This window comes from Faecalicatena contorta, from assembly GCF_001404335.1.
Lineage (GTDB): Bacteria > Bacillota > Clostridia > Lachnospirales > Lachnospiraceae > Faecalicatena > Faecalicatena contortus_B.
Genome location: NZ_CYZU01000007.1, coordinates 89,816 through 103,597 on the forward strand (window position 1 = coordinate 89,816; position 13,782 = coordinate 103,597).

11 protein-coding genes are annotated in these 13,782 nt (G+C 46.6%); 3 read left to right on the plus strand and 8 right to left on the minus strand.

From position 1 onward, the window contains the following. Positions 1-115: 115 nt before the first annotated feature. The 6 genes from ARB69_RS05290 to ARB69_RS05315 all read right to left on the minus strand — a co-directional run bounded on the left by ARB69_RS05290 (position 116) and on the right by ARB69_RS05315 (position 5,996). A complete protein-coding gene (locus ARB69_RS05290) occupies positions 116-1,360 on the minus strand; it encodes a sensor histidine kinase (RefSeq protein WP_055151665.1) in 1,245 nt (414 codons plus the stop codon). Continuing rightward, positions 1,357-2,031, minus strand: a complete 675-nt coding sequence (locus ARB69_RS05295; RefSeq protein WP_055151668.1) for a response regulator transcription factor — start codon at positions 2,029-2,031, stop codon at positions 1,357-1,359. Before ARB69_RS05295 ends, ARB69_RS05290 begins: the two co-directional genes overlap by 4 nt. A gap of 207 nt (positions 2,032-2,238) precedes the next feature. Then, positions 2,239-2,829, minus strand: coding sequence for an HD domain-containing protein (locus ARB69_RS05300; RefSeq protein ID WP_050639402.1), 591 nt, complete (start codon positions 2,827-2,829; stop codon positions 2,239-2,241). A gap of 29 nt (positions 2,830-2,858) precedes the next feature. Next, positions 2,859-3,848, minus strand: coding sequence for a diguanylate cyclase domain-containing protein (locus ARB69_RS05305; protein ID WP_050639401.1), 990 nt, complete (start codon positions 3,846-3,848; stop codon positions 2,859-2,861). A 122-nt stretch (positions 3,849-3,970) separates the two neighbouring features. Further along, on the minus strand, positions 3,971-5,326 hold the full coding sequence (locus ARB69_RS05310; protein WP_055151671.1) for a family 43 glycosylhydrolase: 1,356 nt from the start codon (positions 5,324-5,326) through the stop codon (positions 3,971-3,973). A 142-nt stretch (positions 5,327-5,468) separates the two neighbouring features. Beyond that, entirely contained in the window at positions 5,469-5,996 is a 528-nt protein-coding gene (locus tag ARB69_RS05315) for a hypothetical protein (protein WP_055151674.1), read from the minus strand. 193 nt (positions 5,997-6,189) lie between these two features. Between ARB69_RS05315 and ARB69_RS05320 the strand changes: the two genes are divergently transcribed. The 3 genes from ARB69_RS05320 to ARB69_RS05330 all read left to right on the plus strand — a co-directional run bounded on the left by ARB69_RS05320 (position 6,190) and on the right by ARB69_RS05330 (position 8,138). Next, positions 6,190-6,492 (plus strand): helix-turn-helix domain-containing protein, encoded by a 303-nt coding sequence (locus ARB69_RS05320; RefSeq protein WP_050639398.1) that lies wholly within the window; start codon positions 6,190-6,192, stop codon positions 6,490-6,492. 187 nt (positions 6,493-6,679) lie between these two features. Further along, on the plus strand, positions 6,680-7,510 hold the full coding sequence (locus ARB69_RS05325; protein WP_055151677.1) for a MerR family transcriptional regulator: 831 nt from the start codon (positions 6,680-6,682) through the stop codon (positions 7,508-7,510). A 151-nt stretch (positions 7,511-7,661) separates the two neighbouring features. Continuing rightward, positions 7,662-8,138 carry an SAM-dependent methyltransferase gene (locus ARB69_RS05330; protein ID WP_050639396.1) on the plus strand — a complete coding sequence of 159 codons (477 nt, stop codon included), beginning with the start codon at positions 7,662-7,664 and terminating at the stop codon, positions 8,136-8,138. A 128-nt stretch (positions 8,139-8,266) separates the two neighbouring features. On the opposite strand, the gene ARB69_RS05335 is transcribed toward ARB69_RS05330, so the two are convergent. After that, the gene (locus tag ARB69_RS05335; RefSeq protein ID WP_055151680.1) at positions 8,267-12,373 is read right to left on the minus strand and encodes a LamG-like jellyroll fold domain-containing protein; all 4,107 of its coding nucleotides are present in this window, start codon (positions 12,371-12,373) and stop codon (positions 8,267-8,269) included. 146 nt (positions 12,374-12,519) lie between these two features. Further along, positions 12,520-13,713, minus strand: a complete 1,194-nt coding sequence (locus ARB69_RS05340; protein WP_050639394.1) for a YibE/F family protein — start codon at positions 13,711-13,713, stop codon at positions 12,520-12,522. Positions 13,714-13,782: the final 69 nt, after the last annotated feature.

Here is a 13,782-nt window from a genome sequence, read left to right on the forward strand (position 1 = left end):
ATGCAGAGCTTTTACTCTATAGCATAACCTTTTTTTAATCTTTTATCTCCTGTATTTTAAGACAATTTACAGGCGCAGATAAAGGAGCGGGCGGGGTACCTGGTTTATATCTCCTTTACTTAGAGTTCTTCAGTTCTACTGTGAATATAATCTGGTTTTCTTCATAGGATGCCGTAATGCTTCCTTTTTGTGATTCTGCTATAGCGCGGGCTGCAGATAGGCCAATGCCGTAACCCCCGCTCTTTTGTGTTCTGGCGCTGTCGCCTCGGTAAAAGCGGTCAAAGAGTTTTTCTGGATCGACTTCCGGGAGCATATCACACGTATTTTTTATACTTAATGTAATAACGCCTTCTTTTCTTTCTAAGTAAATTATAATATTTCCTTGCTTAGACGTGTATTTTACCGCATTGTCCAGCAGTATCGTAATGAGCCTTGACATACTATCTCTGTTCCCGTGCATGATGATGTTGGGCTGAATATTTTCTTCTATTATGATTTCTTTGAGAGCGGCCGGCTCATAAAAAGCCGGCAGGATCTCTTCCAGCAGACTGCTCAGTAAGATATCTGACGAAGGCAGCTTTACTGCGCCCTCATCCATTTTTGCAAGGGCCAGCAGATTCTGCATAAGTCCGTTGAGACGTACCGTCTGTTCCCGGATATTGCGGCTCCATTTATTTTCCCCATTGTGCAGCTCCATGGCGTCTGTATTTGCCATGATTATAGCCAGAGGGGTCTTGATCTCATGTCCGGCATCTGTTACAAACTGTTTTTGTTTTTCTATATTTTCCGCGATGGGCAGTATCGCTTTTTTTGATAGCAGAATGACGAAAAGCAGCATAAGGCTCCAGCACAGGATGCCGATAAATATTGAAATCCCTAAGACCATGAGTATGTTGCGGGTCTGTGAGGATGTATCCAGAAAAATGACGACACTGCCTTTTCCGTCATGGGTCTGCGCTATTTTATAACGAAATTGTTTCGCCCTGCCCTCTGAGCTCCCGCTTTTCCTTACCTTCTCTGCCATTTTTTCGGCCTCTGTTTCTGTCACGGAAGCGATTTTACTGACATCAGTCTGCACAGCCTCACCGTCCGAATTATAACGGATCAGAAAATAACGGGCCGACATGGCGGTATCCTCATCGATCGGCTGCTCCAAAAAGCCCGGCCTGACTCCGCCGGGTAATTCTGGCTGCAGCGAGGGGGCACCCCCATTGTAGACCAGCATCCCCAGCATCCGTTCCATCTGCTGGCCGGAAATCAGGCCATATATTCCATTGATCGCTCCAAGCAGAACTAAAATCAAAACAGTAATTGCCAGCATAGCGGTGGTTATGAATTTTTTCTGAAGTGTTTTCGTCATCTCTTAACCTCCAGAGTATATCCGATGTTTCGTTTTGCTTTTATTTCCACGTTAGCATTCATGGACGACAGCCTTTTCCTCAGATATGATATATATACCCAGACCGTCCCCAGTTCGGCTTCTGTTTCATATCCCCACACCTTCACGAGCAGTTCCTCCGACGAAAGATACATCCCCTGGTTCAGCATTAGAGTTTCCATCAGCCGGTATTCCAGTTTTGTCAGCACAAATGTCTGTCCATTCCCGCTTAGCTCATAGCTCTGCTGGTTCAGCGCGATATTTCCGCATTCTATGATATCCGGGGTAAATTCCTCCCTCCGCCGCAGCATAGCACGGATCCGGGCCAGAAGTTCCCCCATGGCAAAAGGCTTGGGGAGATAATCATCCGCCCCCAGATCCAGTCCCTGTATGCGGTCCTCCACCTCCGCCTTCGCGGTCAGCAGCAGAATCGGCGTGCGGCATCTCTCCCTGCGCAAAAGGCTCAGAACCTCGAGCCCACTCATTTTCGGCATCATAATATCCAGAATAATCCCGTCATACTGCGCTGCACGGGCATACTCAAGGGCCGCCTCCCCGTCATACACTGCGTCCACAATATATTTATGATAGGTCAAAATATCCACAACCGCCTCCGACATACTTACTTCATCCTCAGCAAATAATAATTTCATCATCATCACCTCAGTAACAGTTTACCATAGCTACCTTAATAAAGGCTTAGAAATTTAGCTCAGCCCATATAAATGCGGAACGATTCAGGTCTCCCTGATCCGTTCCGCATTTATATGGGCTGAGCGCCCCACACTCACAGCAGTCTCACCACCATATACTGCAGGGCCTCCTCCATAGATTCCGTTTGCAATGCCCGCAATACGTTTTTATGCACTGTAATTCTCCATCTCTTTGTTGATGCTTTCCTCGCAGGAACGCATAGCAAGAATTGTCTTTTCGAACAGGTCGTTCAATTCCCAGCCAAGCCGCTCTGCCCCCTGTCGTATCACATCTCGCGAACATCCCGCCGCAAATCTTTTGTCTTTAAACTTCTTTTTTATGCTGGATACTTCCATGTCCATTACACTCTTGGATGGCCGCATCAGCGCTGCGGCCCCGATCAGGCCTGTCAGTTCATCTGCCGCAAACATAACCTTTTCCATCTCATGCTGGGGCTCTATCTCGCTGCAGATTCCATATCCGTGTGAACAGATTGAGTGAATCATATCTTCGCCCACGCCGCCCTCTTTCAGAAGCTCCGGCGCTTTCTGGCAGTGTTCCTCCGGATAGCGTTCAAAATCGATATCATGAAGCAGGCCGGTTATAGCCCAGTAATCCGCATCATCTCCATAGCCAAGCTCGCCGGCATACCATCGCATAACCCCCTCCACAGTCAGTGCGTGCTGAATATGAAATGGCTCCTTATTATATTTTTTTAGCAGCTCGAATGCCTCTTCTCTGCTGATATTACTTACCATAATTTTACCACCTTTCTTCACAGTAATTTTTATTTATTCAAATGCCACTGGAAAGTTCTTTTTCCTGAGGCCTTTGATTCGTATAGCGCAGCATCTGCTTTATGGTAAAGGCTTTCAAAATCTTCCCCCTCTATTTCCGCCCTGGCAATCCCTATAGAACAGCTCTGATCCAATCCTATGCCTGAAAAGACATGCCCAATTGATTCTATAAGATACCCCGCCAAGCGGTCACCCTCCTCGAAACTTCTGTCTCCGGGCAGAAAGACCATGAACTCGTCTCCGCCAATCCGTCCCGCTATATCGGATGCCTGAGCGGCTCCCCTGGCCAGAATGCTTGAAACCTTCTTCAGCAGCTCGTCCCCCACAAGATGGCCTTTCTCATCATTCACCCGCTTGAATTCATCCAGGTCAATCATTAACATGAGCCCGCCCGTCTTATCAGCGGTCAGTATTCTGTTAATATGCTTTTCCGTATATTTACGGTTATAAAGCCCTGTTAAAGAATCCAGCTGGATACTCTTCTCCAGAATCTGACTGCGCCGCAGCGCTTCCTCTGCTATGTTTGCAAACGTCTTCGGATAATATTCCCCCTCATTCTGGTATACATATGGAACCGAATGATGCAGACTTCCCACCTCCAGGCTCCCGTCCGGCCGCCTATGTACCTCCGCCGTAATTCTCGTGTCCATATTGATGATAACCTGTTTGCCCTCTATATTATTCTCACAGGCTTCAAACTCCCCATAAACAACGCAGCAGTCATCCGTAAACTGTTTTGCCTTAAACCATTCATTTTTTATAATAAAATCAATATCTTTTGCCTCTTCCTGATCCTTCTCCAGGCCAGCCTTAAGCGATTCCAGATTGGTATAAAATTCATGCTTCCCGGTACCGATCACCAGAATATCCGGGGAAAGATACTGGTACATCTCTTCAATTTCAGCTACTCCCCTGGACACATAGCATTCCATCAACTCCTGTATCAGAACGCAGGCTTCTTGGCATAATGTATCACTCATATTCTTTCCTCCTGTAATTCTTATGACAATCATAGCACATAGATATTAGCATTGTCGATAGTTTTAACGCAAAGGGGTCAGACCCCTCTGCAGGGGGGTCTGACCCCTTTACCCTTATTTGTCTAATTTATAACAATCTCTCTTATTTCTAACCCTTCTGTTTCCATGAATCGCAGTACAAGCTCATATTCTCCCGCAGGCATATTAATATCCCTGTTTAGCTGTACTCCGTCCGTTATTTTCACAGTACCTGCAGAATGCCCATTCATAAGTACTTCTATCTGGCCGCTTCCCGACGCAAGTATCCGTATACTGCGAAATTCAACCTGGCTATGTACATAACGGAATATGGCTTCATCTCCATGGCATATATGTGTCAGTTTTTCTTCATATGCTGCCCCCCTGTTTTCTTCCGCACCGATATATACGCTCCCTTTAAGCCCACAGGCCTGATACCCCATTATTTTCTCTCCCGGGCCAAAAGGTTTCCCGGGACCCTGAGAGGTCATCTTCACCTCATCGATTGTCCCGTCCGGATTGATGAAAATCGGCTCAATACATAACCTCCTGTACTGACGGCATCCCCGGCTGCTGCGATGGTAAAACACGTACCACTGTCCATTTACGCATTCTATCGAACCGTGGTTATTCCAGCTTTCCGGATCGCAGCCAGCATTATCAATGATAATTCCCCGATATTCAAACGGGCCCAGCGGTGAACTGCCGGTGGCATATCCAAGGGCTGTCGGCCTCCCTCTCTGCATATCAGCGTATACATAATAATAAGTATCATTCATCTTACGCATAGAAGACCCTTCATGGAAAAAATGCTTTTCCTCTGTCACAAGATTATCCACAATATTATCCGGGTCAAAAGATATCATATCTTCATTCAGCCTGACTCCATGGGAGAACAGCTGTCCCCAATAGTAATAGGCCTTCCCGTCATCATCTATAAAAACAGCGGGATCTATCCCTCCGCAAGGCAGCTGTACAGGATTCGTGAACGGGCCTTGCGGGCACTCAGAAACGGCCACCCCTTCCCTGTCATCCGATGTACAAAAATAGAGATAATACCTTCCATCCTTATAAATGCAGTCCGGAGCATATAAAAATACGGCCTCTTCATCAGCCGTCTCATCCCCCTCTTCCTGAATGTCATTACTTCCCGCAGCTTCCTCCAGAATCTTCTTCATGAACGGAGTCGGATGTTCCCGGTCAATCCCCGGATATTTAGGGGCATTCCCATCATGAATCCACGTTACCGCTTCTGCGGTAAATGCCTCATCGTGAATCACCCATTTTTCCATATCTGCAGTAGACACAACATAATACCTGTCACTACAATATTCATTCGCTGTCTCATCATAGCTTCCATAGATATAAAGCCTTCCATCCGTCATAACATGGCCCTCACCGTCCGGAATGTGGATATCCGGCGGCAGAATGGGGTTTCTGGTATTTTTATACTCTCTCATGACAGTCATTCCTCCCAAAGGGATCTTCTCAAAGGGGTCTGACCCCTTTGCAGTAAAATAGAAATATGTTAAAAGTGTCCCTTTTTTTCTATATTCATTTTTCTAAGCATTTCTAAGGATATGAAGCGAAAACCGAGAAAGGTTACCTGGTTCTCTGGTTAAGGTAATCCCTGGGGGTTATGCCGCAGGCCGCACCAAACTTTTTCATTTTACTCAGGTTTTTAGTAAACATTCTATATAAATCGGGCTCATAATAATTCATTAGCATGATATTATGTTCATTTTCAAGCAACTCCAGTATCAGCTCTGTTTTTTGAGAATCGCCGGATACGTAAATAGTATCTTCCTCCGATTCACAGACGCTCCTGATCTGCCCCTCGGCAGCCGTAAAATCGTCCCTGGAACTGAATTCACATACATAGGTAAGAAGACTGCTGTTTTCTTTATATCTTATATCCAAATATTTATCAAGATGTTTGAAACGATTTCTCAGATTTCCCGTCCATTTTTGCTCGCCGTAAATCTGCAGCAGAAAGTTTCGCAGGCCAAGTCTGGTCAATTTGGTCTCTACTTTTTCCCGGACTGTACCACAGTCTTCCAGTATTTTATGAATCTCTCTTCTTTTTTCTTCAGAATCTAAAACAGGCCAGATACTTACCACGAATACCATTATTTTTACTCTGCCTTTCATCTTTTGATAGGTTTATAGATTACTTTTTACTGCGGAAAAAACCGATATAGAATCTTTCCCTGTTTCAACATAAAATTATAACTTAATCTTCCATTCTTTGTCAACTATATCAATACTTAATCCACCTATTAAATACATATACTATAGTACACTACAAATGGGAGGTGTTGGTATGGTAGAATTTGGAAACACGCTTAAGACTTTACGCCTGCAGAATAATTTTACTCAGGCACAGTTAGCTCAGAGGCTTGGCGTAACTAAATCCGTCATTAGTGCCTATGAGACCGGACTGCGCATGCCTTCCTATGATGTCTTAATTTCTATATCACAAATCTTTAAAGTTACTACTGATTATCTGCTGGGACTAGAAAAAAAGCAGGAACTCGATCTGTCCGGTTTGACAGAAGACGAGGTCCAGGCTCTGACAGAATTAATAAAAGCAATGAAACGTAGATCTGGAGACTTTGGTAAGTAGAATGGGGGATGGTAGAAGGTCCGTTTGTCCAAATTGGGGTGCGGGTAAGGACAGTGCAATTGCCCGATAATAGGTAAGCGAAGCAAAGCTGATATGATATACAGCTCCATGAATATTGGATATTGAAGTATTGTTAAATATTCCATATAATGAAAAATATAATTGGAACTGTGATTGGAGCGGCAATATGTTTCGTATTGGTGAGTTTTCAAGGTTAACTCAGGTTTCTGTCCGGATGCTGCGGTATTATGATAAGATGGGGCTTTTGGCCCCCGCTGAGATTGATTCCTGGTCGGGGTACCGGATGTATTCGGCTGCACAAATACCTGTTTTGAATAAGATTGTTTATCTGCGGGACAGCGGATTTCAGGTTGCGGAGATTGCTGATATCCTTAAGAACGGGAATGATGACACTGTTGTGGAGCAGCTGGATCGTAAATATCTGGAAATTATGGGAAATATTGAAGCTGAACAGGCAAAGTTAAAGAGGATTGAGATTGCAAAGAATCAGTTTCTTTCCGGAAAGGATGAACTGCATTATCAGATAGCTGTCAAATCCATTCCAGCTTACCACGTCCTGTCTCTGAGGCGGGTGATTCCCGATTATTATGCGGAAGGCGGATTGTGGGAAGAACTATCCGCCTTTGCAGTGCTGAACCGAATTGATCTGTCCGGTGAAACATTTTCAATATACCACGACGAGGAATACAAAGAAGAAAATGTAGACGTAGAACTATGTGCTGTTCTAAAAAAAGTTGTGGATTTAACCGGCCAGACTGTGGGCGGCTTCTCATTGCGCCCAGCCGAACCGGTTCCCGCCATGGCCTGCACCATGGTGTATGGAGAATTCTCTAATATCGCGGGCGCTTACCTCGCCTTTGCACAATGGCTGCAGAAAAACAGCCGTTACAAAATGTCCGGACCAAACCGGCAGATCGTACACCGGCGTCCATGGAATGAGGAATGCCCGCAATCCTATTTAACAGAAATTCAAATACCTTTGAAGAAGATTACTTGAAACGTCTTGTAAGTTAAAATTACAGGACGTTTTTTCTTGACTCTCACACGGTGTCAGGGATTACCTTATGCTTACAAACCAGTTCCCCGCATCAGGCAGGCCCACCGGGGATCCTTTCGTACGGGGAAAAAGAATAAATGGAGGAAACAGCATGAAAACATATGAAGTAAACCCGATTGGAACCATCTACAACGGCGAAAGCGGAACCTTCCTGCAGCTCGCGCCAAAATTCATTCCTGCACTGCAGGCGCTGGACGGATTCAGCCACATTAATGTCTTGTGGTGGTTCAGTGATTTTGACACAGCAGAATTCCGTTCTGAGCTGGAAACAGAAGAGCCCTACAAGAATTCACCGGAGGTCATGGGCGTCTTTGCCACAAGGTCACCGGTGCGCCCGAACCCGATTGCCTTATCCACAGCAGAGATGATCCGCATCGATTACCTGAAAGGCATCATTCAGATTGCCTATATTGATGCAAATGACAACACACCCCTCCTGGACATCAAGCCTTACACGCCCAGCCTGGACAGGGTGAAAAACCCCGGGGTTCCGGCCTGGTGCAGCCATTGGCCGATGAGCCTGGAAGAGTCTGCAGACTTTGCATGGGAGAATGAATTTAACTTTTAACAACGCTTTTCTATTCCAGAACTGTTCGATCGATCCATATTGATAAGAACCATAAGAAGCACCCGGAAATCATTTCCCGGGTGCTTTACATCAGCCTTTATAAATCTTAACCAGCTGTAAATCTGCTTTTATCTCTGTTTTTTTCTCAGTACAACTGCGCTTGCAGCTCCAGCCAGTCCTGCCATTGCCAGAACCGCCAGTAAGAGAAAGGAAGAGTTGTCACCTGTTTTTACGGCCTTCACAGCAGAAGAATTGGTTCCGGAAGCCTGCTGCACCGGTTTATTGCTGCCTCCCTGGCTGCTGTTGCCGTTATTCTGGCTCCCTCCATTCTGGTTATTATTACTGCCGCTCTGACTGTTGTTTCCTCCGTTCTGGCCTTGATCTCCGCCGTTTTGGTTCCCATTATTTCCTCCGTTATTGCCGGAGTTATCCTCAATCTTAACGAGTTTTTCCATAGATTCTTCCAGCGTTTTTACTGCCTGGTCCACAACCGCCTGATCTGACACATTCAAATCCTCATTTACCGCCTTTGCATCTTCGAAAGCTTTTTTAAACGCTTTCAGGCTTTCCTTTGTATACTCTGCTTCTTTGACCAGAGAAGCCTTTGAAAGCGCGATAACCAATTCTGTCTTATCAGCGCGGTTCTTTACCTGGCCTAATAAAGTATCAAGCGTGCCCAGAACCTGAAGCATTTCCTCTTCATTGCCCTCCCCTGCATCTGCCAGCACTTTCGCTGCATCTCTTGCTTCCTGAAGGCCTTTCAGGCTGTCGGGTGTATAACTCTCTGTGTTTGCCAGGACCACATCTGCTTTTGCAATGGATGCATTTAACTTTGCCAGCAATTCAACCGGCTTTTCTGTCAGTTCCATAACAGCAGCCCCCAGGTTTTCGATCGCTGCATCTACTTTTTCTGCATCCACTATTTCTCCAGATGATTTCTCCGGCTCCGGGTTCAGACCGTCTGCTTCCGGGATAACCGCCGGATCACTGATTTCCTGATCCAAATCACATGCCACTGCCTCTTCAAGTTTATCCAGCAGCCCTTGTGCTTCCAGGCATGCTGTCTCAAAGACAGACCATGAGCTTACTGTGTATGCAGCCTGATTCAATACTTCCGCTGCCTGTACCGCCAGTTTAAGCCCTTCTGCGTTTACAGTATCCGGATTCAGGCCGCCCATGGCTCTTATGACGCCAATCGCTTTCGCAGCTTTCACATGTGTTTTGGCATTGCTGTCTTCCAGCAGCCCTCTCAGTTCCTCAACTGCCGTGTGGAATGCTTCCAGAGCCTCTTTCGATGCATCCGCGGTGTCTGCCGCTTCCGCCGCCTGAAGAACCAGCTCCATATATTTCTGTATTTCAGCAGCCGAAAGAGCATCTTTTGCTGACAGCAGTTCTGCATATGCCGCATCCACTGCCTCCTGATCAGCGGTATCGCTGTTTATAATCTCCAGAGCTTTGGTGCGGGCTTCATCCAGAGTTTTATAACTCTCCGCGGTGTACCCTTCACCTGTAATCCCCTTGACTGCCTCATAAAGTTCATTCAGCTGGGTTTTATCCACCTGTGGTTTTTCCTGCTTTTTCTCCAGTCCGTCAATGGCATCGTTCAGTTCCTTTGTCACCGCGTCAATTTCTTCCTGTCCTGTAGCACTTGTAACTTCCATTGCCTTCTGAAGCGCCGCCATCATTCTGCCAATACTCTCTTCCGTATAGGTGGCAAGTTCTTCATTGCTGATGGATGCAGCCCTGATGATTGCCTCGTCCAGTTTACTGCGGTCCCCGGCCTTCACTTCAATTGAAAAACTCTTCGTCTCCGTATTTCCCGCAGGGTCGGCCGCAGTGAAACTCAGCTGATAGGTTCCCGCCTTCTCCGGCCTGAACGTTGTTTCCTCTGTCTCGCTGCCATCTCCGCCCAGCTTTAAGATCTCATTACCATCCGGATCTTTCACAACCGCTGTCAATACTGCAATTGTGCTGTTATCAGCCGCCTGGGCCGCGGGAACCGTATAGTCCACATTCAGTGTCCCCTCCGAAGCAGGCGCCGCTGCAAGCCGGATCTCTGGTTTGCTTTTGTCAATCACCGGCAGTTCCCTATTGGCAAGCATAGACACCTGTTTTGCTGTAAGGGCTTTACTGTACAGACGTGCCGTAGAAATTGCACCAACCATCGGAGACTGTACGCTTCCGTTCGAACCGCTGTCACCTCCGATAACAAAATACTGTGAGCTTGCCGGAGGTGTTTTCACTTCACCCGATGCTTCCCTGGATGCAATCTTCTGTCCGTTCAGATACAGTGTCACCTTACTTCCGTCATAGGTAATGACACCGTGATTCCATTCGCCATATTTCAGAGCGCCTGTGGCAATGGGCCGCTTATAGGAACCGCCGATATGCACCCATGCCTCCAGACTTGCGGATTCCTCATCATAAGCCGGAATTTCAAAGCCAATGCCCGCGGATTCCATATTACCAAACAAATCCACATAACCGCCGGAGAATTTATCAACCTTAAAGGTGGATTCGATTGTAAAATCATCATTTGTTTTGTCATACTGCTCCGCTGACCAGTCTGTCAGAAAAGCTTCTTCTGTATTGCCGGTAAACGATGCCGCATATTTCCCAAGACCTTCATCCATGGTGATGTTGCTTCCATCGCTGCCGTAAAATGTGTTCCCGGATTCCGAATGATCCGCAATTGAGCCGTCAGAAAAGTCTACATCCAGTAGGTCTGCTTTCGGCACACCGCTTACCATATCATCAAGTCCCGGTTCTGTTGAAGATTCACCGGTCGTTTTAAACGTCTGCGTCAAATAGTCTTCACTCATTTTCTGGTATGCATCGATGGCATAAATACGCACCTCGTAGGATGTTCCTCCCTCCAGATCCGGGGCCACCTGCGTAATCTGTTCCGGCATCGGCTGCAGATAGTAATTGGACCATGTTTTAAAAGTCTTCACAACCGTCTGTGTATCGGTATTAATAAATTCATATTTGTAGGAATGCACCAGATCCCCCACATTATTTTCCGGCACTTTTGCCTGGTCAAATGTCAGCCTTGCCGAGTCATCCTTAATCTCACTCACCGTAAGCGCAGCACCTTCCTCAAAATATGGCGCCTTTGCAGATTCTGCTCTTTCATCCGTATAAGGCAGTGTCTCATTTACATCAAATGTCCATGTCTGCGGAATCCATTTGTCCGCAAGAAAGTCATAATTTTTAATGGTCACCCTGCTTCCGCTTGCCTCAACTACAAGCCCCTGTGCAATCTGGCTTGCATTTGGCGGAACAGAACCATAGATCATACCGGTCTCCATTTCCATATAAGAGAGCGTAACCGTGTTAACCGCGGTATAACCGCCATCCTGCCAGATACTGGTAGGCATATTGTTCGGACTGTGTATATGCCCGGAAAATGTGACCGCATGCGGATGTGATTTGAACACCTCGTCCAGCCCGCTTCCGTACCATTCTGTAGACACATAAAAAGTGTTCTTAATCGGATGATGGAAGAATACAAATATCGGCTTGTCCGGTGTATCCGCTTCTGCCGCTGTAAGCTGTTCCTCCAGCCATTCCACCGCATAGGAATAATTGCCGCCCCCCTGAGTCGTTCCCTTTCCGGTTTCCGGATCCAGCTGTCCGCTTCCCGGGCTGAGTGTAATAAAATGATATCCGTTAACAACCTGATGGTTATTGGGCTTGTTACCGGTCGTCTTAGTAAAATAATCCGCGCTGTTGTTCTCGTGGTTTCCCATACTTGCGATTAGCGGAATAGAAAGATTCTCATTAATAATGCTTCCCCAAGCGTCATATTCGCTGGCAGAACCACTATCTGTCAGATCTCCCGCCACTACCATGCGATCCAGTCCTGCTTGGCTGAAAAAGGAAGCGGCCTTTGCAAGCCTGCTCTTTTCTGTTGCCTTATCCTGCCGCACATGGGTATCGGAAACTACTCCAAAGCTGACATCAGCAGCTCCGTCAACGGTCCTCGCCGTATCCCCCTCCGATGAGAGAAACCCATTCGCTTCCATTGGCTGGGTATCTGTTTCCCCTGTTGACCGCTGGGACGCTGCCTGATCCCGTGCCCCCGTATCTGCCGCTGTATCTGCAAGTGTATTTCCTGCCATATTTCCTGCCGTATTCCCCGCAGCATTTGCTGTAAGAAGCCCGGGAGCCGACATGATACTCGCCGCTGCAATCGCCATAGCCAGCAGCTTCTTCATCATTTTCCCTTTCATTTCTCTGTTTTCTCCTTCTGATATGTTTTTAGTCTGAACTCCTTATCAACAATAAAGAGTAGATATCAGAGGAGCATCATTATGCAGTTAAGCCCTTGTTAATCTTTTAAATAATAAATTAAAATTTTTGTATATTTATTTAACATTTACTTCGTCCGTTTATAGAGGACAGATGCAGCCGCTGAAGTAACCGGCACCGTCAAAATGACCGCGATTGTCCCGGAGAGCCCCTGCCCAAGTTCAATTGCCAGAAAATCAGAACTGACCAGCTGATGGTACTTAATCCCATACCCGGTCAGCACAAGCAGTGTGCTGAGTCCGCTTCCCGTAAAAGCCAGAATCAGCGTATTACTCATAGTTCCGATCATGTCCTTCCCAATATTAACTCCGGACCGGAACAGCTCCCTTCTGCTGAGCTGCGGGTTCGCACTCTGCACTTCAAATATTGCCGAAGCAATTGACATCCCCACGTCCATCACAGCCCCCAGAGAAGCAATCAGTACACCTGCAAACAGGACCTCTGCAATCTGCAAGTGCGTATTTTGGGATATCAGAACCATGAATTCTGTCTCATCCGTATTGTATCCGGACACATGCAGCACAGCCGCGAACAGAGCAAATATAACCCCCACCAAAACCACTCCCAGCGCGGTCCCGCAGATTGCCGCCAATGTTTTCTTGCTGGCCCCGTTCAGCAGAAGCAATGCGGCGGTTGTGGTAATAACCACAGCTGCAGCCGAAGCCATAACAGGAGAATACCCAAGATAAATGACCGGAATCATCCACATCACAATCACGAACAGCGTAAACGTCAGCCCCAGGATCGCCCGCAGCCCTTTTCTGCCCCCGATCAGCATCATAAAAAACGCGAACACAAGTAGAATTCCATAGACAGCCGGGGAGCGGTAATAATTATAGATCACAAAATATGGTTCCGTATCCTCCGGTTCATCCTGCGAAACAATAACCCGGGTTCCCACTTCCACATAGATATTGTTGGAGGCGGTCAGATAATTATCTGTCTCCACAATCCTGCCCTTATACTTACCGCTTAGAATCCGAATATTTGCATACTGCAGACCAAGATACCGCCCGCTGTCCGTCTCATCCACCGTCAGCCCGTCATTCTTCACCTCTGTAACAATTCCTTTTTCATACGTTATGTTTGTATTGTTGTAATGCTGGTACTTATCCTGTATCCCTCTGTTCCATATCAGCACAGATATCATAAAACCTAATATAAACAGGATCGTAATACATTCCGCACGATGCTGTTTTAACCAGCTGCCCGCACCTTTATTTATTAACTTTTTGTCCGCTTCCCGTTTTAGCTTTGCCATAACCCCGTTCCTTTCCCAGTCCGTTAAGAATTTTATCCTTCTTATAATAGAGGAGAAACGTTAAAGCCA